This window comes from Cytobacillus purgationiresistens, from assembly GCF_030813235.1.
GTDB classification, from domain to species: Bacteria; Bacillota; Bacilli; order Bacillales; family Cytobacillaceae; genus Cytobacillus; species Cytobacillus purgationiresistens.
In genome coordinates, this window is record NZ_JAUSUB010000009.1 from 105,197 (window position 1) to 131,565 (window position 26,369).

A 26,369-nucleotide genomic window follows, 5' to 3' on the forward strand; every position below is an offset into this window, starting at 1 on the left:
TATCTTCATCCTTTATTTTTCGTATGTGTTAAACGTTCATTTAAGGTTTGATTCAATTTCTCTTTCATCGCATCAGATGTCACAATGCAGCGAATGGGCAGGAATCTGGATTCTATCTTTAATTCATAACCATCATTCACCTCTTTGGAAAATCCAAAGTATTGATGATTAATATCTATTGGCACAAAACTAAATGATTTAATTTTCCCCCATGGAACATAGCGGCTTCCTTTCACTAAACCATCATCTAATATGATGAATTGATTAAATAAATTTTCGGAATGCACTAACGGGAGAAATAGCAGCAAGTAAATGGACCAGTCAAAGAAATCAGTTGATATGCCTATGATAAATACGCTAATAATAAATAAAAGGCTCATGCTATAAACAATGATTCCCCACTTTTGACTGGGTACAGAAGGAGAATCAATTGGCCTCTGAGGCTCTATTCTGATATCTTTCATTTCCTCATTCGCTACCGGCAATATTCTGTCCTGCTTCATCTTAAATAATATTCTTATGAAACGATAAAGATAAAATCCAATAATCATTAAAAATAATCCATCTAAAATTAGCATTGATAAAATCACCACTTTCAACTTAGCGTTAAACATTTAAGTAAACATTCCAATAATTATATTTACGATTTACTAACGTTTTAGTTTCGTTAAATCAATCATACCGTTTGTTATTTTGTTTAGAACGTAATTCAACGCCAATCCTGCGCACCACATGGTTAAAATGACTACACATAAACGAATCAAGCAACTAAACAATGGGTTATGCATACCTTCCGTTATCATTCTACCGCCATAATAAATACTCATAGAAGCGATAAATACAGTCAGGCAATATGTAATAAAAACACCTATTTTTTGTACATCACTAAGCAATCTCAGCTTTTCTCTATTACGAACAATCAGGTAAATAATGAATCCTAGCCAAAGGATCAACATGATCATAGGTTTGAGCATCCTTTACTTTTTTTGATTCTCCAATTTTATCATAAATAAGAAACGGAAAACCTTTGGTTAGGATGGTCCTCATTACAATAATAATAGAGGCAGTCAATTTTTAAATTACTATTCATGGTTCTATTTTACTTAACCTTCATTAAGTAATTCTAAAGTTACCTATCTGCTAAATATGTCATAATTATGACGAAGGGTAGAAAATGAACAATCCTGAGGGGGACTCAACATGAATTACAAAAATATCACAATTGCTGGCAGTGGCGTATTAGGCAGTCAAATCGCTTACCAAACAGCTTTTCACGGATTTAATGTGACTGTTTACGACATTACTGATGAGGCGTTGGAAACAGCAAAAGGCAGAATTACGAAATTAAAAGATAGTTATAAAAACGATTTACATGTGACAGACGAAGCAGTCGACCAGGCATTTAATCGTATGTCATTTTACTCAGATTTATCAAAAGCTGTTGCAGATGCCGACCTAGTCATTGAAGCCATTCCAGAAGTGGTAAAGATCAAAACTGATTTCTACAATGAGTTGGGAAATGTTGCGCCAGAGAAAACAATCTTCGCAACAAACTCTTCTACATTATTACCAAGTCAATTTGCTGACGCGACTGGTAGACCCGCTCAATTCTTAGCTTTACACTTTGCTAATGAAATTTGGAAGAACAATACCGCAGAAGTGATGAAGCATCCAGGAACTGACATGATGGTGTTTGATGAAGTAGTTGCATTTGCTAGAGCAATTGGTATGGTTCCATTACAATTGCACAAAGAACAGCCTGGCTACATTTTAAATTCACTATTGGTTCCTCTTTTAGAAGCTGCACAAAACCTGCTTGTTAAAGAGGTATCTGATCCTGAAACAATCGATAAAACATGGATGATTGGTACAGGCGCACCATTAGGACCTTTCGCTATTTTAGATGTGGTTGGCATTAGAACGGCTTATAACATCTCTGCAGCAAAAGCAGAAGCGACCGGCAATGAGGACTCCAAAAATTTATCTGAGCTACTTAAAACTGAGTATATCGATAAAGGTAAGCTAGGCAGAGAAACAGGAGAAGGATTTTATAAATATCCAAATCCAACTTTTGCAGAACCAGATTTCTTAAAAAAATAATAAACTCTAAAGAAGCAGGAGCTGCTCATTTTTTGAGACAGCTCCTGCTTCTTTATTCATATTTGTACTTTGATGAATTCCACTTAAAATAGTGAAGCCAACCTTTCAAATGAACGTCTTTTCTCCTTATAGTCATAGACATTCGTTAAAACTAGCCATTCATCATTTTGATACCGTTCTGTAACAGCACTTAGTTCTTCTTTGACTTTTTTTGGGCTACCGATGATCATTCTCCTGCGGTTCTTTTGGATGAGTTTCTTGTCCTCTTCTCTTAACTTCATTGATTGAGCTTCTTCAATACTCGGGATGCGGCTGTCCAGACCTTTTTCCGTTCGCAAAAGCCATAAATCCTGACTAGCCGCCAACTCCTCAGCGTGTTCATCAGATTCTCCGCAAATAATAAAAATAGCCGATAAAGCATGCGGATTGCGCATCATCCCGGAAATAAAATTGTCCCGGTACTTCTGATGCGCTTCCTGCCCTCTATCTGGATGAATAAAATGACCAAATACATAGCCTATGCCCAATTGAGCTGCAAGCTTGGCACTGTTTTCGCCTAGCCCCAACGAAAAGAGCGCAGGAGCTTCTTCGGTCCGCGGAGTGGCTTGCAAACCTTTATTTCCTTCAAGAAAACGGATGAGCTCTTCCAGTTTTTCCGGGTACTTAGAAAGTTGATTTTCTTTACCATCTGAAAGTGCCAAACGAATCCGCTCATTCCCGCCTGGTGAGCGGCCTACACCCGCATCAATTCTCCCCGGGAAGAGCGATTGCAGCTGGAGTAATTGAGCGGCCACTTTATAAGGACTATATTGAGGAAGTAAAATCCCGCCACTTCCCACATGAATAGAGGTCGTACGACTTGCCGCTGCTGCCATCATAATCTCAGGCGAGCTCGATGTCATTCCTTTTGTGCCATGATGTTCAGCAAACCAATACCGTTCATACCCTAATTCTTCCGCATAGGAAACCGTATCAAGCGTCTCAGCCATCGTTTCCTCTACAGTTTTTTCCTTTGGCCTTGCGATTTGATCTAGAATGCTTAAACGCATAGGTATTCCCTTCTTCCTTTTGTGTTAGGAGAAAGTATAGCAGGTTTGAGGGTGAGATGATAAGAATGGGCCTTCTTTTCAGCAGCTAGCAATATATTCTCGAAACAGCCTTTGATCGTTTTCATTATTGTGAAGATCTGAAAAGTCTCTTTAACGAGCAGCGTAATAGCATCAATGATGTAATCAGCAATTGTGGAGCCTAGCTAACTAAAGTTGATTTCTTCCAGGTTGTTAATGCCATTGAAAAAGCTTAATTATTGGGGATTTTAATGGGCAACAGTCCTTGTTTTATAGGGGGTCAGTTACTCATGGTTGAAGAGTACCTTTGATGTCATAATCATTTACTCTTTTTATTCTTTTGCTTATCGTCACTCTGGTCTTTATCTTCTGCAAGAATTTCCTGCTCCTCATGAAATTCAACTTCACTTTGTCCAACTATCTCGTCAAATGGAGTATAAAAAGGGGTAATACTTCTCTTTTTTACAAACACCTTGTAAAACCCAATGAGAACTAATATAACGATAACAGCTGGGAAACCTACTGCCATCATATCCATAGGATTCATGTACACCCCTCCTTTTAAATACGGTGATCTGATGAGTCATTTCTTTTTATATATGAGTGGTGAAGTATAAGGTTTCACTCTTAAACGATCACCCCATGATGTAAGTACTATTAATGATAGCATTAAAAAGTAGGGAGTTGCCGCAGTAACTCCCTACCTAATACATGCAATTTAAGTCATAATAAAAGAATGCCATCTCTGTCAACGTCCACAACCTAAAACTGAAATATTCACCTTCATCTTTAGTCTTCTTCAATAGCTGTATTTCCAATTAAATGCTACTTGCTTTACTTTTTTTCCATTACTGCAAAGTAATTGCCTTCATCATCAGCAAAGTTGAATACTCTTCCACTAGGCATAGTCACCATTTCTCCAACTGTAATCGTTTGATCAGTGAACTCTTGATATAATTTATCAATATCATCCGAATAAAACATTAAAGAAGGCGTACCCAGATTTAATTCTGGCTGCATTTTGCCAATGAGCTCCTTATTATGGAGAATAAGGCTCGTCTCCGCTTCCCTCGACGGGGCAATCTCAATCCATCTCATTCCTTGCCCGTTATCTTCTTCCGAAATCACGCTAAACCCTACTTTTTCTGTCCAAAACTTCACACTTTCATCTTGGTTATTTACATATAACATAATTTGACCGACTTTATTAATCATTTTCTTTTCCTCATCTCTTCATTTAGTTTTTTCATATATTATCTTTCAGACATTACATTATATTTTATACAAAAAAGAATCCCTCAGTCTACTCTCACTATTCAATCTTATTTAACTAGCTTATACATCAGGATATCGTCAATATATTCATTTTCATTTATCTTAAATTCCCTTATTTTTCGTCCTTCTTCTATGAAGCCCATACTTTTGTACAAGGCAATCGCCCTATGGTTTGTTGAAAATACACCTAAACTAACCTTTTCAATGGTTGGATGCTTTTCAGCCCAGTTTATTAATGCTTTCACAAGGTTTTTTCCAATCCCCATGCCTCTGTAATTTTGACTAATCATCATTGTTATGGAGCCTATGTGGGACATTCTCTTTCTATCTTGAGAATGAAAGACAATCCACCCAACTAGATGTCCATTTACTTCAGCTACCAGTAGCGTCCCTTTTTCATTTTCCAATAAACTTTCTAGCCATTCTCTTTGTTGTTCTAGTGTGTTATTAACCTCTTCGGAAACGGATATTAAATACTTGCCTTCCGAAATAACTGCATTCTTCACCTCCAGAATTTTTTCGGCATCCTCTATTTCCCCAATCCGAATCGTGCATACACTATTATTTTCAGAAACTGACATTCTAATCCCCCTAAGTGATGCTTCGTATTAGAATTCCACATCTGCTAATAAAATCCTTCTTCAGCCAATCCATGTCTTAACGATAGATTAGCTGCAGCAACACCGTGATTGATCGTATAAATCACGCCTTCTTCCTATATGTAATATCCTTCCATGTTTTAGACTGGACGAATGATTGAATGAATGATTTAAATAAATTTAAGCGGGAGTCTTTGCAACATGAATGTATTAAACTTAACCATCAATGAAAAAGACCAAGTATCAAAAGACGACGCAGGGAGATTTCAGCATGTCTATAGAACCGGTCTATGTTCCTGTTACTCTTATAAGGGATGTGAAGTATTGTGGGATGAACTAAGAGATTTATCTTTAGATGAGTCCTGGTTAAAAACAAAACTCTCATCCCAAAGTATTTTCGAGTATAGTAAAGCCGAATGGTTGGAGGGTGATGGGCTGTTTGCCCAACTTATTGAACAGATTGATAAGTAAAATGAACTTGGTATGAACAACTAATCGTGAATTACGATGACTTTCTTTAATCTACACCATGCTTTGTCTTATCAGTTTGTCAGAATAAAGAAGATCTGTTATTCAATGTTGAAGGATATTTAATATTCAAAAGTTAGCGCATCTTCCCTATCCTGAGGCTTAGGTTCATCTAATGCTCATAACAAATGCTTGTCCCTCTCTGTCAGAAAACACAATTCATTTGTTTTTACTCGATTACATCAAACCATAATGGAGACCTATCTTTAGGGTCACCTTTATAATTTATTGTTATTTCCTCACCATTCTTAATGTCGGATATTGCATGAAATTCGATCAATAAATCATCTGTAATATAATGAAATTCAGCATTTGGCGTGTATGAATGATTAAATAATGATCCATACCCTAAAGCAATTGCTGTATCCTCGTAATTTTCTCCCCAATAGAAACCGTAATGGTATAGAATCGTTTTTTTCAGATACTTCCACTCTTCTTTAGGTGATATTATAACGGGTGATACCTCAATGAGTTCGCCCACCTTAATATCCCGTGTAGAAAATACTCCTCTTCCATACTTTTGAGTGTCTTTTATACATATTGGTCCCACTGCAGCAAGCAGCTCCCTTCTCGAATTCTTCGTAACAATGTTTTTACATTTATTACATTGAATATATAATAATATGAAAGGTTTCTTCATTATGAATGTATGTTTAACCCAATAAAGCAAAATTTATCATTAGTTGCTTTCAGTGCAATGATGAGTGTTTAAAAGCTAACTCATGTTCTAAAATAGCTAAAATGATAAACAATCCCTTTACACTTTAGGTTAATATATATTTCCTCTTATATTTCCCAAGAAAAAAGAGGGGCAAAAATCTCGGCCCCCCTGACTTTATGCTATTAAAACTTCACAGTTGATGGTGTCACACCTTCTGGATAGACATCTTCACCACCTTTTTTGTTTATGAAAACGTTGTACCACATATCTGCCACCACATCAGGATCATCAAACTCACCCGTATTCGGCTTCATGAATAAGATTTAATGACCATTGTATTAAATCAAATCGATAAGCACAAAGAGCTAAATGAAACGACAATCATCAGCCTCTTCCTTGCCATTACAGAATTCCAATATGCATTAATATCACAATGTAAAAAAAGCTTCGAGGCGTTTACTGCAACCATTGAGAGTACAATAAAAAAAGAAATGGAAACAGTCTTCCATCCTATGCTGCTAGAACAGCATCCTGCTTATGATCCCGAGTCACTAAGAGTAGCAGCAGTTATGCTGAGCTGGGGAATATATGCCGCTACACTGGACTGGCAGCAAAATAGCAAGGTGCAGGCCGAAGAATAGATAAAAACAGCTATTCCGTTTTTTACTCATGGTATGGGTATTTTTGATTTAGATTCTTAAGAATTCAGTTAAATGATGCATCGAGTTGATACTTTTCAAGAAGAAAAAAAAAGCCTTGCCACACTAGTAAGGCTTTTAAATGTTCTATACTATCAAAATTTAACCCAACTACGCCAATAGTCGCAGAAAAAATCAACCTTTACTCGGATTAAAGCGTATATCTAAGCAACTACAATAGAGATAGAAGAACTTTAATAAAGGTAAGGTGATAATTCATTATGAAATTTGAAATCATTTCTTTTCAAACGAAACAAATTACAAACATGAAGGAATTTTACACGCAAAAGCTTAATCTGGAGTTAATGATTGATGAACAAGATAGATTCTCGGTAAAGGTAGGCGACACAGAATTAATATTTAAAGAAACGGCTGCTGCAAATAATCCCATCTATCACTTTGCCATTAATATCCCTCATAACAAAATGAATGAAGCTAAAGCATGGATTAAAAAGCTGATTGATCTCAATATAGTAGATGGTGAAGATGAAGTATTTTTTGAAAGCTGGAACGCGAATGCTATTTATTTTACCGACCCTGCCGGGAATATAGTTGAATTCATAGCCAGGCATAATCTCAATAATCGTATTGAAGCACCCTTCCATTCTAATCATCTATTAAACATCAGCGAAGTTGGAGTGATTGCGAGTGAAGTGATTCCATTCGCTAAAAAAATGAACGGCCTTGGGCTTGGTAATTGGCGGAATGGTAATGAAGGTTTAACGCCAATCGGCGATGAGGAGGGATTGTTTATCATTGTTAAAAATGAAAGACGTTGGTATTTCTCTGACCAATTGGCGGCTTTTTATCCTGTCGAGGCAACCATAAGAAATTTTGGGAAAATCTGCTTTCATCGCCTGGATGACTTTATTTTCGAGCCATTTTCTTAAAAAAATGATGGGCCGGAGCATGGACAGAATTCATATATCCATGCTCCAGCCCATTTTTATTTATTTCCTGGAACGAACAAGATGATCAACGTCGATAAAAGGAAATAAAGGTTTAATTTCAGAAAATCTATGTGTCTCTAGTGCTTCTTCCGCAAGCTCTTGGAGAAAATCATCATCAAGAAAAGGGGCAATGATCCGGAGCGAAGAGAATCCTTTGCTTTCATAGCTTTGTCTGCTGATATCTTCCATGCAATCGTCACTTATAAATGGGAAGAGCGAGGATATTTCACACAAACCATTTTTCATACATTCCTTCTTTGTAATATCAGGCATTGTTTCCCCGCGTTCTCAGTTGCTGATCGCTTGGTAGGTAACGCCTAACTGATCGGCAACTCCCATTTGTGTGAACTGCTTTTCCTTCCTCAGTTTCGCAATTTTCTTGCCAGTTTTCTTCATATCCATTATTTTCATCACCCCCTCATTTGAATAACTTAAGTCTAGAAAATAATCTATTAAAAGTATATCAAGTTCTCGTTGAGTTGCCTGCTCCTGCATGTGCATCAGCAGGATTCGACTAGCTAAATGGACGATTGAGTTGAAGCAACAGCGATGTCTAGTATAAAAAAAGAGTGCACCGCAGTTATCGGTGCATTCTTCAATCAGACCTAATCAATCCTAATACTACCTGCTGACACAGATATATTTAATTCGTTTACCCCAGTTGTTCTATGAAAAATCTCCTGACCTGGCCCGTGTTTTTTTATTTTATCCTTAAGGAATTTATTGTTGTCAGAGATAATTTTGCCATTCTTAGTAGTAATATTTAGTCCTATTTCTTTCAAGTCTAATTCACTGGGCAATGTAATCTTTACTTTGCCATTGGACAGTTTAATATTGTTTTTTCCTTTAATATCAGCGAAATGCAAATGTTTTAGATTTCCAGTCTGATTCTTTATATTGACCTCTCCGTCGACTGCCCCTATATCGATTGAACCGTTCTTTGCATCAATATTTAATCTCTCACCTTTATAGGAATCCACATGAATATTGCCTACATTTGAACTTAAGGATAATCTGCTTATTTCACTTGGAGCTTGAACATGTATGTTCCCATTCTGGGTTTTAATCTGAACTTGGTCTAATAAACCTGGAGGAACTTTTAGCACAAATTGTCCTCTTGTGTTTGACCCTGGCACCATATACATCCATTTCTCCGGAATCCCTTCTACCTTAATAACCGCTTCCTCATTGTGATAAATAATATCTATATTAGGCGTTAGTAAAGACCATTTTGGACCTGTGTATTCTGCATGTAAACTTGAACCACCCTCTACAAGAGCAATATTAGAAATGTCGGATTCAACAATAATCTTTTCTACGGTTTTCAAATCGCTCTTATGCTCAAATCTCTTTTTGCCATGATTAAAAACAACCAATGAGCCAATGATTATCAATGTAATCACTCCAATCATAAATGGTTTTCTTTTCAAATGTTCTCCTCTTTTCTAAAGGACCTCCCTATTCAAACAGCTCATTTATGAGATGATCCAGCATGAATTCGAATACTTCGAAATGGTCAGGCCGCATTACTTGTTTCACGTTAAGGATAGACAATAACGCATTTATAACAGAAAATGCTTGTTCTTCGCTTACTAATAATTTCAATCCAGCACTATGAATGTTTTCCCGGAAGAATTTTTCATTATCAAATTTCAACTTGAGCACACTTTCTTGTGGCAGCTTATTTAAAAAGGACAAAAAATCCGGACTAATGACAGAATATAAAAAGCTGTTTTTTGCATACTCTTGATAAAGCAGCTTGATTGCTTTTGCGAAACCTTGTTTTGTTGGTTCTTTAGATATCATCTCTTGCATGAAGTCCTTCAAATTATTCTGCAAAACTTCGAGTGTTTCAATAAACAATGATTCTTTTGAGGAATAGCACATATAAAATGTGCCAATTGAGATTCCAACCTTCCCGCATAATTCACCCACATTGGTTTTTTTATATCCATGTACCGCCCAACTTTTCTCACATTCTGATCGCAGTTTTCCTTTGATTAGTTCCTTATCTATTTCAGAAAAACCCTTAGGACCTTTTGCCATTGCCATTCATCCTTTCTTATTGCGAATAAAAATATAAATTTATTCGTAATATAAATATACATTTGGCGAACTTTTCTGTCAATTAAAAATTGATTAAAAACTGGCTGACGGAGTCATTGAAAAGTTATGATAGGAATGAAACATGAATTCACAGAAGAAAAGGAGACACACAATATGAAGAAGGGCAAAGCTGCCTTCATAGTAACCATTTTGCTAGTGGCAGTGATTTACTATGTCTCAGTTAAAGAGAATACTATTCCAATAGATAAGACAAAAGAAATTCAAGCAATTGTGGATGATACAAGCCATGGGAAGGTTCAAGTAGATTGGCGAAATGTCGCAGCGGTAGCACAAATCGAATATGGCATCCAATCTGTATCTAAACAGGAAATTGAAAGCATTGCTGCCCTATTTATAGAAGAAAGAGACAATGACTATATATTAAAAGATATAGACCAAGTAACAAAAGATAAGAATTACAATCAAGAACAGAAGCAGCGTGTTGAAGCTTTCTTTAAGCAATTAGATGATGAAATGAATACTGCAGCGATAAACAATCAAAAAACAATGCAGCGGGATTTCATTAAAGAGATGGAAGAAGCCGCAATATCTAATTACAAGACACACAACATCCTCCCTTCTATCACCATTGCACAAGCCATACTGGAGTCCGATTGGGGAAGATCAACTTTATCATCACAATATAACAATTATTTTGGCATTAAGAGCCATAATTGGCACGGAGATTCAGCGAATTTAACTACGAAAGAGTTTCACAATCAGACGATTAAAGATGATTTCAGAGTGTACAACAATCTGAATGAATCTGTTGCAGATCATGGTGAATTTCTATCTACTCACTCTCGTTACGAAAAGAATGGATTGTTCTCAGCCAATACCTACATGGAGCAGTCGATGGCCTTACAAGCAGCTGGCTACAGTACGATAGAGAATGAACATGGCGAAAAAATATATAGCAAGCAATTAGTAGAAATCATTCAACAACATCAACTACAGCTAATCGATAGTCAAGCACAGCTTAAACATGGCTGATATATATTTAGCTCCTGTAAACCCTATCTTGCATGTTAAAGAAAAAGGTCAATATTCATCGGCATCATTTCCTGCCGATTGGAATTGACCTTTTCTCATTCATTATTTTGATAGCTCAACAGTGAATGGCGCTAATTCCCTCTGTTCAATAAAACTCGAAAAATCAAATTGCAATATCGTATTCTCCAAAGAGAAGTTATCTATTTGTTCCTCGCCATTTAGTTGAAATACAGATTGAAACTGATAGGTTTTCTTATCAATTAATGTCACTTCGTTACTGGAAATGCTATGTTTTTCTGGAAGTATAGGATTGTCTAAATCAATTTCTCCAACAAAATCCTGATCAATTAGAGCGAATGAGTACTTTAAGTTATTGAGAAGCAGGTCTAAACGATGATTACTCATTTTCCCATTGAACTGATAATCAATAATGACTTGATCATCCTTTTCAGTGATGTTATTCACTTCAATTCTTAAATCTGATCGCTCGCTTCCAAGCGTAAATGATGAAGCATCAAGCAATTGCTGTACTGGCGGTTCAGTTATACTCATAAATGGATAGAATGTAATTGTTTGAACATCCTCGCCTATTTTATCTATGGATTTGCGCAATGATTGAGTGTAGCCCTCTTCATTTTTTGACTGTGCAAGAGTTGTATTATTAGCGTAATTAAACAAAATATTTCCTTTCTCATCGACCGCTTTTTTAAAATCGATTTGATCGCCCTTGTAGTCGGAAACTGTTTGAAATGATAGTGTTGACGATGCTTTGGCTATCTTCATTTCATTTAAGCTGATTTGAACGCGCTCATCTGGATAGGATTCTGTATGATCAAGCGCGATGGTTTTGTTCTTCATTTGAGAGATGGGCGTGTTAAAAGTCCAACCTCCTTTTATGCCATTAATATGGTGAATGGTGATAGGTAGCAAAAAGTCTTCATCGATTGTGGTATATGGATAGACTAATTTCCATTGAAAGTCATATCCCCCAGCTTTGCTGTTTACATCAGTAGACATACTGCTTAACCATGGATCATCATCGCCTTTATTCTCTTCAAAATTCACATCAAAGCTTAACTCACCTTCTTCATTTTTACCTTTATTCAACTCGCCGCTTACGTGCCCTAGGATGGAGACCACATTGCCGTCAAAGTAGGCCTGATTCAACTGAACTGTTACACCCTCTTTGGTTACGGTTTGATTCAATTCGGTTACTGAATCTTGTTGTGCTAGTTGCATGCCCATTTGATCGCCAAATTGCTCGAATATGCCTCCGATGATTGGCGCTCCCGCTAATACTCGATTCATGGTTGGATTAAATAGACCAGAAATAAGGGTGATGGAGATGAGTGCCGCTGAAACGCTGCTGCTAATTATTATTTTTTTCTTTATAAAGGGTTTTATGTTTCGATCTCGTTTGATTCCCCGGTCAATCGCATTGAACACATCATCTCTCGGAACGTCTATTTGCTCAATTAAGTTTTTCATTTGCTTCTTATCCATGGAGACTCCCCCTTTCCAAGCTTATTTTGAGTGCTTCTTTTCCTCTGCTGAGGTAGGTTTTTACAGTTCCTTCAGGTATCTCCATTAATTCACTAATGGTTTTAATTGAATAATCGTTGTAATAAAAAAGTATAAGTGCCGTACGATAACTGTCCTTCAAACTCCCTAAAGCATCCATCAGCAGCAGTGCATCATCATTAATAGAGCCATTGCTGCTTTTTAAACTAAGTAAGACCTCTTCTGTTAAAGGAACAATGACTTTCCTTTTTGCTAGCAATTGTCCTGAACAGCGAATGACGATTTTAGTGAGCCATGTCATGAAATACTCGGGGCTTTTGATTGTATGAACGGATATCAAGGCTTGATAAGCAGCCTCTTGCACAACATCTAAGGCATCTTCTTGATTCTGCACATATAGAAAGGCGGTGCGGTAAATTTGCTGATAATGCTTTTTAAGCAATTGTTCAAATGCTTTTTTATCCCCTTTAATGGCTCTTTTAATGAGCCTGCGATTGCGATCTTCCATCTCACAACTCCTTTCAAGTAATTAGTGGAGAAAAACACTGAAAAAAGTTTCAAATAAATTCATTAAAATGATATTTTCAGACCATACAATGTAAAATCATCCATTAATTTTTTAATATTAATTGTATGGTTCCCCTCTTTTACGTTCGTCTATTAGAGAAGAAGCATGAGGGTGGTCTGTCCTTTTTGATTAAATCTTTTTAAACATATCAGAAAAGTATTTTACTAGACGAGTATTTTCGGGGGAGTTTGCTGATGAGTAAAGGAATATTTAAGTTTTTATTTTGGTCGATGATTGTTTTTTATATTTTTTTAATAGTAGAATTGCTGTTTTTATCAAGAGGCGGGTATAGGAATGTCAATCTTGTACCTTTTGAAACCATTACCAGTTATATAAATGTAGATAATGGCATACGCAGAAAGTTAGTGGATGTGAATGTGTGGGGCAATATCCTGATGTTTGTTCCAGCAGGAATGTATCTTATGATTTTTAATAAAGGGGAATTTTTAAAAACCCTTCTCATAATATGCGGACTTTCTATTGCTGCTGAAACCATTCAATATATTTTTGCTATTGGAGCAACAGATATAGATGATGTGATTTTGAATACATTTGGCGGTTTTATCGGGATACTGATTTACTTGGTATTGGCGAAAATCTTCAAAAGTGAACATCGTATAAAGAAATTTATTGCGGCTATTTCTGGTTTAGTAGGCATACCCGTTTTAATTATTGCTATTATCGTTACGATTGTTAATTGGTAGCTGTAACCCCTCACATCTTGAGGGGTTTTTGTTTACCACTTCAGAGGATAAGTTCTGGCAGTTAGTCATTTTATTTAAGATAAAACGTTGGCCTGCTTTAGATATTTTTTAAAAAGCTCAGCTTTAATATTCCCTTATTTGATGCGTCTGCCCTTTCCATGAGGAATAACCATTGGCGTGCCAAAAATTGGATCGCCTACTATATCGCAATCCAAATCAAATACCTTCTTTACCAAGTCTGGCGTAATCACTTCTTCAGGCTTTCCTTTCCCATATACCTGCTGATTTTTAATGGCAATAATGGAATGTGCATATCTGCTAGCTAAGTTGATATCATGCAACACCATGAGTATCGTTCTTTTTTCGGTTTGGTTTAACTTGTATAACAGATCCAGTATTTCAATCTGATGGGTAAGATCCAAATAAGTAGTTGGCTCATCCAGTAAAATAATGCTCGTATCCTGCGCTAACGTCATGGCAATCCATGCCCGCTGTCTTTGTCCGCCAGAGAGCGAGTCGACCGTACGATCCTTTAATGATTCCAGTCCAGTGACTCGAATCGCTTCCAGCACTTCTTCTTCGTCTTTCGTTGTCCACTGTTTCAGCCAATTTTGATAAGGAAATCGGCCTTGCTTCACTAATTGCATTACCGTCAACCCTTCTGGTACAGAATGGGATTGGGGAAGAATGGCCATTTTCTTGGCTACATCTTTAGTCGATTGTTTGGCAATTTCCTTGCCTTCCAATAATACAGCACCCGACATCGGTTTTAGCAATCGTGCAATCGAACGAAGGAGAGTTGACTTCCCACACCCATTTCCTCCAATGAATACTGTAATTTCGCCCTCTGTGATCTCCACATCCAACTCTTTCAGAATAATGGAGTCCCCGTAGGAAAGAGTAAGCTGTTTTGTTTCAATTGCATTGACCATGATTATCCTCCTCTCCTTGCAATGACCTTAGGATGTTTTCGTTTTTAATAAAAGATAAATAAAATACGGAGCGCCGATACAGGCCGTGAAAACGCCTGCCGGAATTTCTAGCGGCGAAAATAGCGTACGGCCGATCAAGTCAGAGACTAATACTAAAATAGCGCCGATTAATGCAGAGATTGGCAATAATGCGCCAAAATTCGAGCCGACTAATCTCCTAGCCATATGCGGAGCCATTAAGCCAACAAACCCTATACCTCCAGCAAAAGCAACAGCACAACCAACTAATGCGGTGCTAATCGCCAGCATTACCATTCTTTGCTTCTGAACATTACTTCCTAACCCGACAGCAACCTCTTCTCCCAGCTCCTGTACATTAATATTTCTTGAATAAATAAATGCAAAAAAGATGAAAGCTAAGCTCCAAGGCGCCAATATGAGTACATTTTGCCAAGATGCAGCTGAAACAGATCCAGTGATCCAAAGATTGACCTGACTTGCTCTGTATATCGGTCCAACAAGAATCATAAATGTCGTTAAAGCTTTCATTAAAGCGGTTATTCCTATTCCAATCAGAACCAGCCGAATGGTTGATACGCCTTTTTTCCATGATAAGACATAGACCATAATAGCAGCCACTGCCGCACCTGTAAACGCCGCTACTGGCATCCAATTGATACTGACGGTTAATGAGTAGTTCTCGTCACTGAAGATCGTTAAGAAAGTTACTACAGCTACTGAGGCTCCCCCAGTCAGGCCGATAATATCAGGCGAGGCCAGCGGGTTGCGGATCATGCCTTGAAGAATAGCACCTGCGACAGCTAAGCTCATACCTACAAAAAGAGCAGTTAAGATTCTTGGAAGACGCAAATCAGTGATTACTAGGGTATCTAGGTCAGACCCTTGTCCCAAAAAAACTTGCAGTACTTGAATGGGAGCTATGTACATCTCTCCTATTCCAGTGCTTGCCACAATGATGCTTAAAGTAAGCACTGCCATTATTGCGAAGATCATGCCAGCTCTTGGATATAATAAAAATGAAACTTTTTCATTGTATAAGCGAAGGCTTTTATATTTTTTCATTGCCGCCAAACCCCTTTCTTGCAATATAAATAAACAGAGGGGTTCCAATTATAGCTGTCATGACTCCTACAGGTATTTCTCTCGGCATTAATATGTATCGGGATAGAATATCTGCTGCTATTAATACAATAGATCCTAATAAACCGGAAAAAGGAATCAGCCACCTGTGATCATTGCCTATGCAATAACGGGCAATATGCGGAATCACCATACCGATGAAGCCAATCGGCCCAGCAATGGCTACAGCTCCTCCAGCCAGTAGTATAACGGTTAAACCCATTATCAATTTCAACCTGCCTGTCTTTAGACCAAGACCTTTAGCAACGTCCTCTCCTGTCGCTAATACATTCATTTTGCTAGAAAACATCATTGATAGAACGATGCCTATGATGATATAAGGAAGAACCGAGGTTAATATCTCCATTTTCCTGCCGGCAACTGAACCGGCTAACCAAAAGAGCACTTGTTCAAATGCCGCTTCATTAGTCACTAGTATTCCTTGAGTCAGAGAAGAGAATAATGCTGCCATGGCCGCACCTGCAAGCGTGATCTTCATCGGTGTCAGTCCATCTCTTCCGTTCATGCTAATTACATATACGCATAGGGCAGAAATAGCCGCACCTGCAATAGAAACAACGGTAAAATGCTGCAAATCACTCATGCCAAAGAAGGTCACGAACAGGACAATTGCAAATCCGGCTCCTGCATTAATTCCTAATATATCTGGTGAAGCTAACGGATTCTTAGTAAGGGTTTGCATAATGACACCAGCGATCGCTAGGCTAGCCCCCACTGTTGCGGCGATTAATGCACGAGGCAGCCTGACTGTCTGGAGAACAATATGCTCGTTAGAACCATTAAAGTGAATAAACGAATCCATTGCCATCGACCAGGTCGTATTGGTATATCCATAAACGATACTCATGCAAATGGCAGCTACTGTTAACAGGATGCCTGCGATCATTCCCAGCCATTTTTGTTTCGTGGTTTTTAATAACATATGAAATTTCCTTTTTATTATAAATTTGGTCACTAGAATCGAATCCATCATCTATTAAATTCTTAAAATTAGTAAAATTGGTTTACTCTTATTAAATGATAATTATTGCCCAAAGTCAATGATTCTGAAAATCATTATCAATTAGATTGACAAACGATTACATACAGATATATTATTATACCGATCGTATAAACAATCAGAATACTTTCAATACATACTTTGGAGGGCTTTTAATATGAAGCGCAATCTATCATTTATTTTGGTTTCAATATTCACTCTTATTCTACTTGCTGCCTGCGGCAGTGACAAGAATGAGAAATCAAACGCAACTGAGAAAAATGAAGCAAATACAAGCTACACAGTAAAACATGCAATGGGAGAAACCACATTGGATGAAGCGCCTAAAAGAATAGTCGTGTTAACCAATGAAGCAACTGAAGCCTTGCTGGCATTAGGAGTCAAACCTGTAGGCGCCGTTCAGTCATGGCTTGGTTCACCTTGGTATGATCATATTAGCAAGGATATGGAAGGCGTAGAAGTTGTTGGCGTTGAACACGAGGTAAATGTAGAAAAAATAGCTGCTCTTAAACCTGATTTAATCATAGGAAATAAGATTCGTCAGGAAGCTGTCTATGACAAATTGAATGCCATTGCCCCTACCATTTTCTCAGAAACACTTCGTGGTGATTGGAAGGAAAACTTTGCATTATATGCTGAAGCCTTAAACCAAAAGGAACAAGGTGAAAAAATTCTTGCAGACTTCGATAACAATGTAGAAACCCTAAAAGGACAACTAGGGGAGAAAACAAATCAAGAAATCTCTGTCGTCCGCTTCATGGCAGATAAAGTACGAATCTATTACACTGATTCATTCTCAGGTGTCATCTTTGATCAATTAGGATTCAAGCATGCCGAGCACCAAGCAGAGCTATTCACTGAAGATAATCAGCTAGGGAACCTGGCAATTGATGTAGGAAAAGAAGTCATCCCGAAAATGGACGGAGATATCTTATTCTACTTCACCTATGCAGTCCCTGGAGATAAAATTGCCGTTGATACTGCAAAAGAATGGACAAATGATCCACTCTGGAATAACTTGAGTGTTGTGAAAAATGGCAAGTCTTATGAAGTAGATGATGCAACATGGAATACATCTGGTGGTGTATTATCAGCTAATATTGTGTTGGAGGATTTGGAGAAAATTCTGCTTCCTTAAATGAATGAAAACCTTGAGTTCCTGAGTGGACTCAAGGTTTTTCTGCCTTTCAAGATTTTTTCCAAATGCTTATTTCCCCTACATCCAATCACATTGTCTACCGCCCTTTCCAGTTTAAAGGACATTATAGTTTCTTTATGGCAAAGGATAGAACTAGAAGCACCTCTCAAAATTCCACGCCAGGAAAATTCCTGGCTCTATTCATGCGTAACGAATGTAGTATAATTTACAGTATGTCTATTATGAGGTGTATAGTATGCCAGATGAACCATACGTAGATTTACGTGTAAGAAGGACAAGAAAATCGATTCTCTATAATGGTCACACACACTTTTAAATTAGATGAAATTCAATCAGCCTTTGATCAAGCGAAACCATTAAGGTTATTGTCGATTTAGCATAATATCCGTTTCAATCATTTTAAAAAAAGAGCGCAATCTAAACTTCACCCTCTATTTTATACATCGCGTATATATTATAAACCTGCTTAATGTGTAGAGATAATAAAGGTGGTTCATTTTGTTCCTAGAAATACAATAACCATCTATCAGTCACTTTGATAGATGGTTATTAAAGATGTTTTAAAAATTGTTTTTCTTCAATTCTAATTTTCCGAAGAATAAAGTTGGTTCATTTCGGAAGACGAATCTTCAATAATCGTCACTAGATCCTTTTATTCCTGATTAAACCACAGTGGATCTTTGTCATCAACGTCGCCATTATAATTGATTAGAATTTCATCTCCTGCTTTTATATCTGTGTAAGCATAAAAGTCAAATGTGTGATTTTTAAAGTTAATCTCATAAATGGCATTAGGTTCATAAGAATGATTAAACAACATTCCATACCCAAGAAGGATAGCAGATTGATCTAATCCATACTCAAAAGCATAATCAGCGAGTAATGTTTGCTCAATGTATTGATGCTGGTCATTTGGATAAGAAATTACAGGTGCCACATGTAAAAGTTCTCCTTTTTTGATTTCACATGTAGTAAATACCCCTCTATTAAATTCTCCATCACTTAATGGAGATGTTTTAACCTCAATCATGTTTGTTCGCCTACTCACTTTTTAAAATATTCTTTCTAACTGTAACATTAATTTGAACGTTGAGCTCTTTTTATTTGTTTTTATTTTACACGACTTTATTATAAATTAAACAACTTTATTGTCACCGAACACTAGCTTCTTTCTCGGCAACTTTATGAATAGAAAATGTTTGAGTATGTCCTGTACTAAAAAAATGGACTGCAATGGATGTAATTCTAAGTGTCCAACCAGCTTTTATACTAAAAACTTTCGCATGAATAATGGATAAGCACCAGATTAGTGCATTATCTACTAAATTTTAAAGTTCGTTTAACCCTTTACGTCGTTTTGATAATCTTGTTTAGTAGAACCCATTCTCCTAAAAACAAAAACATCCGTTCTCTTATTTTGATTATAAGCGAACGGATGTAATATATTCAAATATTAAACAACTTTATTTTTTTAAACGACTTTATTGTAAATGCAACAACTTTATTGTCACTCTACAATTAAATGTAGCAATAAAATAAAATTTGATTAAAAAGTTCCCTTCAATCCTTATTTAACGGCAAACGTAAAAAAAGCCATTTGAAAAAAAATTAGTCAAAATGAATTTACTCTTTTAGCTAAGTATTAGATTTTTATAAAAAAGTTTGATCACAAGAATCCGTTTATACCCCTAAGTTTAGTGCTTTGTATCCACAAGTAATTTTATCTCTTTTATTTGTTCTATGTGTCGCTGTTCATGCAAATATATCTGTTCAATCCACTGATCAAGAGGTAATTCACCTAAAGCAGGATGCTTCACTGATTTTTCCTCCAATATGGATTTATCTTCTATAGTACTAAGAAAAGCCATCAATTTTTTTCTCGAATCATTTAACAAATCAATTATTTGTGGAACTTCAAATGATTCTACATTTGGTTCAACGATCTTTGGAGCTTTAATCTTTTTCGTTCTATCCAATAGTATGAATTGAACATTTTTACGTTCTTTTTGAGTACGATCATTCTCTTTTAATCCCCATGCAATAGCCTTTATAGATGCCTCTTCCACTAAAACTAAGTGATGGCAAACTTGTGCTATACTCCACATATTCATATCTGGCTTACTATTAAGTTGAACCTCACTTAATAAAGCAATTTCCTTTACTAGGTTATTTCTCGTTTCATACAGATTTTCATTTACTAATTTATTCATGAGATTTTCCCCTTTACCAGAAAGTGCGTACTTAGATTCCTATTCTGCTTTCATTCGTCTTATACCTTTATTTGAATAAAAAAATTGCCTAGATAGATATATCTAAGGCAAAAAACTTCGTGACTTTATTTTAAATCTACATTAAATATGTAGAGATAATAAAGTTGTTTAATTTTATTCTTAAAAATACAATAACCTCCTTTCTAATAATCGTTTAGGAGGTTATTAAAGTTATTTAAGAATTTATTTACACACTGAAAGATAGTTTAAGGATAATAAAGTTGTTTAATTTTCAAAAAGCGAATAGTACAACATACCCTTTCTCAACCTTTTATTTATCCAATTCACCTCGTTTTGGACTTAATAAAATAATTAAACTAATCCTCCCAATAAAAAATAGCATCCATGACTAAATACCCTCTAGGTTCACGATAGATTGTTGGAATTTTCGTCTGAAAAGACAAAGGTTGATTTATTTTTTCAGCTTCCAACAATTCATAATCAAACTCTTTTAAGGCTTGTTTCAATTTTTCTTCAATGGTTTGAAATTTCTCGCTTAAATATAATAGATTTGGACCACCAAGTAAAGAACCGTATGCCCCACCAACTACTTCGTTCGTTTCGATACGAATTGTTTTATATCTGTCATCTCCGCCCATGATTACTACAGGTGCTAAACGACAAATATCAATAATAATCCCTTCTGTCTTTATCTCTCGACGACCGTACTTCTCTTCAACGACTATAACATCTTCTTTTTGATAACAAAAAAGTTCAACAAAGGAGGCGTAGCCACTGCCAAAATGATTCCACTCTGCTTCACATACTAAATTAGGAATACGGTTTATTCGATGAAATAACCGTCGGATATGTGCTTCAATTTCTTGCTCATTATTTGTATCATATGGGAAATTGTTCCCTACCATTTTCCCTTCAATTAAGTCTTGTAATTGTTCATTAGAAAACATAAAGCACATCTCCTTTTTTCTTCACTGTACGAATACCGAAACTTCTTCTTTCTCAGAGAAACAAGAAAAGATGGTATGAAGAACCAATTCCACACCATCTTTTTAAATATCTTTATTATTTTTTAAATGACTTTATTGTAAATTAAAACAACTTTATTATTATTTGTAAACATAAAATGTTGCTGAAATAAAATTTGATCTAAAAGCCTTACAAATCCGCATTCTATGGTAAAAAAAAGAATTCATCTTAAAAAAAGATTGATTAAAATGGATTCTTTTTCAGCAGATTTGAGTTTAGTTTTTATAAAAAAGTTTGATCATTTTCTACTTATGTTCTTCAGCCATCTCGCCCTTTGATTGAAGTTACTTATTCCTAAAAAGATATATCCAAAATCCGAGGGTATCTCTGCCCCATTTCAGATATGTACTTCTCCAAGTCCGGATCTTTTGTAACATCGCATCGCGATCTGGATCATCAGGATGTTCGTAGCAATAATTCTCAATGGACATAGCATAAAGCCACTCATATTCATCCCATTCATCGTCGTTAGTAGTGTATGACCAGAGTGGAATTAGGCCTAGTTTTTCGCCAACCTCCACATTCTCGAAGTGGCTTCGTAATTCGGATTCTTCCGCTCCTCCGAGCGCCTCCAAATATTCTTTACTTGGCTGCTGCTTCCAGTAGCCTTCACCGATGAGTACATATCCCCCCTTTTTTACACACTTCTTAAGCGTATCCAAAGTTTCATGCAATCCGCCTAATGCATGAGTTGAACCAATACAAATCGCTACATCAAACTGCTCATCTATTGTCTTAATTGCTACTTTAGCATCTTCTGTAATGATTTCAATATTATTTAGAATCCCTCTATTTTTAGCATTTACTTGAAGTTGTTCTGTGAAATCACCATATTTCTCGATAGCAATACATTTAGATCTGTACCTTTCGATAATCTGAAGAAGAATTTCACCTTTTCCAGCACCTATATCAATTACTTTGTCATTATCTTTTAAAGCTAGGAACTCAATAACTTTGTCTATCTTTGATGGATTAATCGGATTATAAAAAGTATGGCTTTGATGGGCTATTGCTGAATATCTGTTTCTATCCATAATACCTCCAGAGACTTATTTTATTTCCCTCTATCATATTGTAAAAGTAAAGGGAAGCTTATTCAATTATCTGGCCATTAACAGAACAACTCTATTGTCACTCAAAAGTTCCTTAATCGATCTTTCAATTCAAGATGTTCCTTTTCTTTTCCACTATAAAAACACCCCTTTAGAAAAAACATATCCAAAGGGGTATACGGTGAAACTTTTTTATAAACGGTACGACTTTTGCAGCTTTAGAATCATGTTTGATTAAAAGTGTGTTGCAAACGTTGATTTTCAAAAGAAGTGGGTTTCGTTTTGAATTCGTGTTAGTTTTTATAAAAAGGATTGATCAAAAAGATTTAACAATTGCTTTAAATCAGCTTGAATTCTCAATCATTTTAATCACAAATTTCATCATTGTCATCACTTACGTTAATTAAATCGCCATCTTAATTGTCATCATGAAAAGATGAAACTTGATTTTTGCTCCGCAAAATCTCGTTTCTAACCCCCAACCACAAAAGAGAGAATATCACTCTAAAAAGATCAACAATAAAAATTTCACTAATCAAAGAACACAAAAGCCAGTCAAATCAAAGGGCAGAAACTAGACCATCTGACAGTTCTCAATATCAAAGACTACAACCCTTGATACGATTGGCTCTTTTCTTAATTGGGATTATGTAAACTAAAATTTAAAATAATATCATTTAAAAAATCATTGATTGCTTCAGCAAAATCTTCCGGTTGTTCACGATTTAATTCATGACCACCATTAGAGATAATTTTTAAGGTTGATTGATTCATTATTAGCAACAGTTCTTTCGTTGCGGAAAGATTTATTCGATCTTTTGATCCGCATATTATCTTAGAAACAGACTCTAGACTGATTTTGCATTCCTATTTTTAATGTTAAATCCATTTATAATAGCTGAAAAAAGTCTATCTATGGATTTGAATAATTTTTGATCAAAATTACGGAATAAACATTGATTTTATAACAAAAGAAACCCACCCTTTTTGTAAAAAGATAATCAAAATAAGTAGGATTAGTTTTAAGAGCAATTAAGTTTTTATAAAAAGAATGATAATAAATATACTATATACAGCTTTAGGAACTTGTTTTAATTAACTGTTATTTTCAAATCACAAAAACTCTTATAGCGTAATATCTATTAATGCTTTTGCTGTAGTTGGAAGTTGAAATAAATTGATTCCACTTATTGCGCAGCGAGTCTTGATAATCTTTCTTTCGGTTTGATTTACTTGTTGGTGATTTTTTTGAATGTTTTCCATGATTTTTTCATATGATTGCACAAATTCTGCTGGGGATTCGGTATTTTAACTGTAGGTTTAAAATAAAGTTTGATTAAAAATATCTCACAAACCCTCTTTTTGTGTTAAATAAGAAAAATCCGTTTTGAAAAAAGTTTGATCAAAATGGATTTTTTATTTGTGAAGTATTATACAATTTTCATAAAAAAGTTTGATCATTTTCTAAAGTGTTGCTTCACAATTGCGCCCATTAGTAGAACAATGACACTAATAAATTATACAAAGAATGAATAATAATTACTGACCAAAGTGATTTACTTTTCTTATATACAAATCCAAATAGAATACCCAATACAAAAGCCGTTAATATGGAACCTAGAATATATGGGAATTCAAACAGACCTTTATAAAACCAAATAGGAAAATGAATCGACACAAAGAGTAAGGCTGTAATTATATTTGCTATCCAGAACTTATAAGAATCCATTAGTTTTCTTAGTAAAAAACCTCTAAAAACAATTTCCTCAGTGATTCCAACTAACAGAATTGTATTAAGCCACTCATGCAACCCCATTTGAAAATTAATATTACTTTCTAAAACGGTTAGATTTAAAATTACAAAATAGAATATGAAAACTAAAGACACCCAACCTGCCCATTTTAACCCTTTTTTAAAGTTATGACGTAATCCTAAATAGGATAACGGATTATCTTTTTCCATAATTTTAACCAAAAAAATAACGGGAATGACCCAAATGGCTATTTTAATAACGGCTGATGTTATATCTCTTGGAATGGAATCCATCATATCCAAGTATTGGACTAACCATAATTCTTTTGTACACCAAAGAGCAAAAAAAGTTATGAAATATACCCAAATATAATTTTTATTTGTTTTTAATAAGATCAGAAGCTCCCCCTTGTTTGCAACAATCTGCCCCGATTGTTGAAGACAGTTCTTATTGAAAATCAATCAAATTAGTACAACAAGTATAACATTTATAATTCAATATACGTATGGCTAATCTTTCAGAAGATGTGAGGTGGTAATCACCTGTCTCATACTGGTGCATTTCATGCCATTCCGAGGTAAAAGGTTTGTCGGCGTTGGTACATTTCATTGGCTGTAATTACAATCTCCCTTTACATAAGAAAGAGAACAATTCTTATACTGGAATTGTGCCCTAGAATGGTAGTTTGTTATGTATGCTATAGACTTTACGGAAATTCATGAATGGGTAAAGCTGCTAACTTTCCTTTTTTATAAAAAGAGGAACTAACATGGCAACTCCCACGATTAGATAAACAATTACAAAAGTACTGTCCAATATCAAGGTTTTATTTATTAGGACTTGATCTTCGCCTTCCATATTCCCAATCACCTTGAAAACTGGAGGGAAGATCCACAAAATCCATTTAAAAAACATTGCACTATCTATAATTGATTTTGAAGCAAGTGAAACTACGATTATAAATACGGCTGAAAGCCAGGCATATTTTTTTGTTGCAAGTTTGGTAGCCGAAAATAGCGTTCCGACTAATATCCCAAACATTACGAGTACTAGGTGGCTGTAAATTGCAAAAGCATATAGCTTAATCGACATAAATCCTTTGAAACTTCCCGTAATGATTGGGAAAAAGATAGCAAACAAAAGTAAAGGTATCATTACTATCAAAATAGTTATCCATTTGCCAAATAAGTAATTCGCTTTTCTTCTAAGATGAGAGATTAATATATGCTTTTCGCTTTCTTCATCCAATGTAAAAATGGACATCGTAATCCATGTCATGATCAAGTACATTGCAATAGACGTTACTGCATAACTACTAAGGATAGGCACACCTTTATAGGCATATAAAATAAATACCCATACCAAAAAAATAATAACAGGAGGGATAAATTTTAATGATCGAACAAAGCTTATTAATTGATAACAGACAAAAGCTGACAATTTACTACCTCCTCTCTGTTAATTCCAATATTGAACATCCCCTTTCTAGCAACATTACCAAAATCTTATCAGACTCTTTAGTTGAAACGATTATTTCAACAGAACCTTCTCCTACAAATTCATGTCTAATACACGGGATCCCTGTTATTACCTCTCTTGCGGGGATTTTGGCCCTAATAAATCTTAATTTTTCCTTTTTGTTTTTTGTAGAATCGTGGACAATTCTTCCACCTTCTACAGTTAAAACCCTGTCGGCTAATCCTTCCACTAATAGTGGATCATGTGCAGTAAAAATAACCGTTTTTTCCTTTTGTAGAGAAATTAGCTGATTCAAAAGCGCGATTTTTGCCTTATCATCTAATCCAGTTAACGGCTCGTCCAATAATAATAGATCAGGTTTCTTTAGCAATGCCTGTATAATTCCGGCTTTCTGCTTTGTCCCTTTTGAACAATGATTCAATGGGGTAGATAGAAAGTCTGTAATTGCAAACAGCTCAGCATAATTCTCAATTCTTTTTAAAATTCCTTCCTCCGATTTACAAGTCATTTTACCCATTATCATTAAATAGTCTTGTAATTTGAATCGGATATTTTCCGGAAAGTGTTCAGGTACATATCCTATGTTAATTTGAGATCGCTTCACTTGCCCAGCAGTTTCTTCAAATATACCCCCAATAAGTTTTAAAAGGCTGCTTTTCCCTGATCCATTACTTCCAGTGATCGCCACTTTTTCACCTTGCGAAATGGTTATAGATACTTCTTTAAGAATCATTATTCCATCAATTTTCTTGCAAGCTTGATTTGCCACGAATATTTTCATGAAAAACCTCTTCCCTGATTTTGC

At 35.7% G+C, this 26,369-nt stretch carries 32 protein-coding genes; 7 read left to right on the plus strand and 25 right to left on the minus strand.

Going from position 1 to position 26,369, the window contains the following annotated elements:
* Positions 1-5: 5 nt before the first annotated feature.
* Together J2S17_RS12120 and J2S17_RS12125 are read right to left on the minus strand one after the other, a co-directional pair.
* Positions 6-614, minus strand: coding sequence for a hypothetical protein (locus J2S17_RS12120; protein ID WP_307475171.1), 609 nt, complete (start codon positions 612-614; stop codon positions 6-8).
* Positions 615-650: 36 nt separating this feature from the next.
* On the minus strand, positions 651-962 hold the full coding sequence (locus J2S17_RS12125; RefSeq protein ID WP_307475173.1) for a hypothetical protein: 312 nt from the start codon (positions 960-962) through the stop codon (positions 651-653).
* Between the two features lie 238 nt (positions 963-1,200).
* On the opposite strand from J2S17_RS12125, the gene J2S17_RS12130 reads away from it, so the two are divergent.
* Complete coding sequence (locus tag J2S17_RS12130; protein WP_307475174.1) at positions 1,201-2,100, plus strand: 3-hydroxyacyl-CoA dehydrogenase; 900 nt, start codon at positions 1,201-1,203, stop codon at positions 2,098-2,100.
* 83 nt (positions 2,101-2,183) lie between these two features.
* Here the strand turns inward: J2S17_RS12130 and J2S17_RS12135 are convergent, their stop codons facing one another.
* The 4 genes from J2S17_RS12135 to J2S17_RS12150 all read right to left on the minus strand — a co-directional run bounded on the left by J2S17_RS12135 (position 2,184) and on the right by J2S17_RS12150 (position 5,023).
* Positions 2,184-3,149, minus strand: a complete 966-nt coding sequence (locus J2S17_RS12135) for an LLM class flavin-dependent oxidoreductase (protein ID WP_307475176.1) — start codon at positions 3,147-3,149, stop codon at positions 2,184-2,186.
* 337 nt (positions 3,150-3,486) lie between these two features.
* Positions 3,487-3,714: a DUF3951 domain-containing protein gene (locus J2S17_RS12140; RefSeq protein ID WP_307475178.1), complete on the minus strand. Its 228-nt coding sequence runs from the start codon at positions 3,712-3,714 to the stop codon at positions 3,487-3,489.
* 287 nt (positions 3,715-4,001) lie between these two features.
* The gene (locus J2S17_RS12145) at positions 4,002-4,382 is read right to left on the minus strand and encodes a VOC family protein (RefSeq protein WP_307475180.1); all 381 of its coding nucleotides are present in this window, start codon (positions 4,380-4,382) and stop codon (positions 4,002-4,004) included.
* A gap of 107 nt (positions 4,383-4,489) precedes the next feature.
* Positions 4,490-5,023: a GNAT family N-acetyltransferase gene (locus J2S17_RS12150; RefSeq protein WP_307475182.1), complete on the minus strand. Its 534-nt coding sequence runs from the start codon at positions 5,021-5,023 to the stop codon at positions 4,490-4,492.
* A gap of 219 nt (positions 5,024-5,242) precedes the next feature.
* Here J2S17_RS12150 and J2S17_RS12155 point away from each other — a divergent pair, with 219 nt between their 5' ends.
* The gene (locus J2S17_RS12155; protein ID WP_307475184.1) at positions 5,243-5,512 is read left to right on the plus strand and encodes a hypothetical protein; all 270 of its coding nucleotides are present in this window, start codon (positions 5,243-5,245) and stop codon (positions 5,510-5,512) included.
* A gap of 226 nt (positions 5,513-5,738) precedes the next feature.
* Here the strand turns inward: J2S17_RS12155 and J2S17_RS12160 are convergent, their stop codons facing one another.
* Together J2S17_RS12160 and J2S17_RS12165 are read right to left on the minus strand one after the other, a co-directional pair.
* Positions 5,739-6,209: an SET domain-containing protein gene (locus tag J2S17_RS12160; RefSeq protein ID WP_307475186.1), complete on the minus strand. Its 471-nt coding sequence runs from the start codon at positions 6,207-6,209 to the stop codon at positions 5,739-5,741.
* A gap of 203 nt (positions 6,210-6,412) precedes the next feature.
* Entirely contained in the window at positions 6,413-6,544 is a 132-nt protein-coding gene (locus tag J2S17_RS12165; protein WP_307475187.1) for a hypothetical protein, read from the minus strand.
* A gap of 12 nt (positions 6,545-6,556) precedes the next feature.
* Here J2S17_RS12165 and J2S17_RS12170 point away from each other — a divergent pair, with 12 nt between their 5' ends.
* Both J2S17_RS12170 and J2S17_RS12175 read left to right on the plus strand, forming a co-directional pair.
* Positions 6,557-6,871: a hypothetical protein gene (locus J2S17_RS12170; protein ID WP_307475189.1), complete on the plus strand. Its 315-nt coding sequence runs from the start codon at positions 6,557-6,559 to the stop codon at positions 6,869-6,871.
* Positions 6,872-7,149: 278 nt separating this feature from the next.
* Positions 7,150-7,818, plus strand: coding sequence for a VOC family protein (locus tag J2S17_RS12175; protein ID WP_307475191.1), 669 nt, complete (start codon positions 7,150-7,152; stop codon positions 7,816-7,818).
* Positions 7,819-7,878: 60 nt separating this feature from the next.
* On the opposite strand, the gene J2S17_RS12180 is transcribed toward J2S17_RS12175, so the two are convergent.
* From J2S17_RS12180 to J2S17_RS12195, 4 genes are all read right to left on the minus strand, one after another.
* Positions 7,879-8,124: a hypothetical protein gene (locus J2S17_RS12180; protein WP_307475193.1), complete on the minus strand. Its 246-nt coding sequence runs from the start codon at positions 8,122-8,124 to the stop codon at positions 7,879-7,881.
* A 42-nt stretch (positions 8,125-8,166) separates the two neighbouring features.
* On the minus strand, positions 8,167-8,373 hold the full coding sequence (locus tag J2S17_RS12185) for a helix-turn-helix domain-containing protein (protein ID WP_307475194.1): 207 nt from the start codon (positions 8,371-8,373) through the stop codon (positions 8,167-8,169).
* 110 nt (positions 8,374-8,483) lie between these two features.
* The gene (locus J2S17_RS12190) at positions 8,484-9,308 is read right to left on the minus strand and encodes a DUF4097 family beta strand repeat-containing protein (RefSeq protein WP_307475195.1); all 825 of its coding nucleotides are present in this window, start codon (positions 9,306-9,308) and stop codon (positions 8,484-8,486) included.
* Positions 9,309-9,336: 28 nt separating this feature from the next.
* Entirely contained in the window at positions 9,337-9,924 is a 588-nt protein-coding gene (locus tag J2S17_RS12195) for a TetR/AcrR family transcriptional regulator (RefSeq protein ID WP_307475197.1), read from the minus strand.
* Positions 9,925-10,098: 174 nt separating this feature from the next.
* Between J2S17_RS12195 and J2S17_RS12200 the strand changes: the two genes are divergently transcribed.
* The gene (locus J2S17_RS12200) at positions 10,099-10,977 is read left to right on the plus strand and encodes a glycoside hydrolase family 73 protein (RefSeq protein ID WP_307475199.1); all 879 of its coding nucleotides are present in this window, start codon (positions 10,099-10,101) and stop codon (positions 10,975-10,977) included.
* Between the two features lie 102 nt (positions 10,978-11,079).
* Here J2S17_RS12200 and J2S17_RS12205 read toward each other — a convergent pair whose 3' ends face one another.
* The gene (locus J2S17_RS12205) at positions 11,080-12,480 is read right to left on the minus strand and encodes a DUF4179 domain-containing protein (protein ID WP_307475200.1); all 1,401 of its coding nucleotides are present in this window, start codon (positions 12,478-12,480) and stop codon (positions 11,080-11,082) included.
* Positions 12,473-13,006 (minus strand): sigma-70 family RNA polymerase sigma factor, encoded by a 534-nt coding sequence (locus tag J2S17_RS12210; protein WP_307475202.1) that lies wholly within the window; start codon positions 13,004-13,006, stop codon positions 12,473-12,475. Before J2S17_RS12210 ends, J2S17_RS12205 begins: the two co-directional genes overlap by 8 nt.
* Positions 13,007-13,260: 254 nt before the next feature.
* Between J2S17_RS12210 and J2S17_RS12215 the strand changes: the two genes are divergently transcribed.
* Entirely contained in the window at positions 13,261-13,770 is a 510-nt protein-coding gene (locus J2S17_RS12215; RefSeq protein ID WP_307475204.1) for a VanZ family protein, read from the plus strand.
* A 134-nt stretch (positions 13,771-13,904) separates the two neighbouring features.
* On the opposite strand, the gene J2S17_RS12220 is transcribed toward J2S17_RS12215, so the two are convergent.
* The 3 genes from J2S17_RS12220 to J2S17_RS12230 are packed head-to-tail and all read right to left on the minus strand — an operon-like array spanning position 13,905 to position 16,785.
* A complete protein-coding gene (locus J2S17_RS12220; protein ID WP_307475206.1) occupies positions 13,905-14,702 on the minus strand; it encodes an ABC transporter ATP-binding protein in 798 nt (265 codons plus the stop codon).
* A gap of 27 nt (positions 14,703-14,729) precedes the next feature.
* Positions 14,730-15,785, minus strand: a complete 1,056-nt coding sequence (locus J2S17_RS12225) for a FecCD family ABC transporter permease (RefSeq protein WP_307475208.1) — start codon at positions 15,783-15,785, stop codon at positions 14,730-14,732.
* The gene (locus J2S17_RS12230) at positions 15,772-16,785 is read right to left on the minus strand and encodes a FecCD family ABC transporter permease (protein WP_307475209.1); all 1,014 of its coding nucleotides are present in this window, start codon (positions 16,783-16,785) and stop codon (positions 15,772-15,774) included. Before J2S17_RS12230 ends, J2S17_RS12225 begins: the two co-directional genes overlap by 14 nt.
* 235 nt (positions 16,786-17,020) lie before the next feature.
* Here J2S17_RS12230 and J2S17_RS12235 point away from each other — a divergent pair, with 235 nt between their 5' ends.
* Positions 17,021-18,001 carry an ABC transporter substrate-binding protein gene (locus J2S17_RS12235; protein WP_307475211.1) on the plus strand — a complete coding sequence of 327 codons (981 nt, stop codon included), beginning with the start codon at positions 17,021-17,023 and terminating at the stop codon, positions 17,999-18,001.
* Between the two features lie 673 nt (positions 18,002-18,674).
* Here J2S17_RS12235 and J2S17_RS12240 read toward each other — a convergent pair.
* From J2S17_RS12240 to J2S17_RS12275, 8 genes are all read right to left on the minus strand, one after another.
* Positions 18,675-19,052: an SET domain-containing protein gene (locus J2S17_RS12240; protein ID WP_307475213.1), complete on the minus strand. Its 378-nt coding sequence runs from the start codon at positions 19,050-19,052 to the stop codon at positions 18,675-18,677.
* Between the two features lie 664 nt (positions 19,053-19,716).
* Entirely contained in the window at positions 19,717-20,232 is a 516-nt protein-coding gene (locus J2S17_RS12245; protein ID WP_307475215.1) for a DinB family protein, read from the minus strand.
* Positions 20,233-20,609: 377 nt separating this feature from the next.
* Positions 20,610-21,200 (minus strand): hypothetical protein, encoded by a 591-nt coding sequence (locus J2S17_RS12250; protein ID WP_307475217.1) that lies wholly within the window; start codon positions 21,198-21,200, stop codon positions 20,610-20,612.
* 363 nt (positions 21,201-21,563) lie between these two features.
* Positions 21,564-22,313 carry an SAM-dependent methyltransferase gene (locus J2S17_RS12255; RefSeq protein ID WP_307475219.1) on the minus strand — a complete coding sequence of 250 codons (750 nt, stop codon included), beginning with the start codon at positions 22,311-22,313 and terminating at the stop codon, positions 21,564-21,566.
* A gap of 654 nt (positions 22,314-22,967) precedes the next feature.
* On the minus strand, positions 22,968-23,105 hold the full coding sequence (locus J2S17_RS12260; RefSeq protein ID WP_307475221.1) for an alpha/beta fold hydrolase: 138 nt from the start codon (positions 23,103-23,105) through the stop codon (positions 22,968-22,970).
* Between the two features lie 718 nt (positions 23,106-23,823).
* Complete coding sequence (locus J2S17_RS12265) at positions 23,824-24,546, minus strand: CPBP family intramembrane glutamic endopeptidase (RefSeq protein WP_307475222.1); 723 nt, start codon at positions 24,544-24,546, stop codon at positions 23,824-23,826.
* 274 nt (positions 24,547-24,820) lie between these two features.
* Positions 24,821-25,525 carry a hypothetical protein gene (locus J2S17_RS12270; RefSeq protein ID WP_307475224.1) on the minus strand — a complete coding sequence of 235 codons (705 nt, stop codon included), beginning with the start codon at positions 25,523-25,525 and terminating at the stop codon, positions 24,821-24,823.
* 4 nt (positions 25,526-25,529) lie between these two features.
* On the minus strand, positions 25,530-26,345 hold the full coding sequence (locus J2S17_RS12275; protein WP_307475226.1) for an ATP-binding cassette domain-containing protein: 816 nt from the start codon (positions 26,343-26,345) through the stop codon (positions 25,530-25,532).
* Positions 26,346-26,369: the final 24 nt, after the last annotated feature.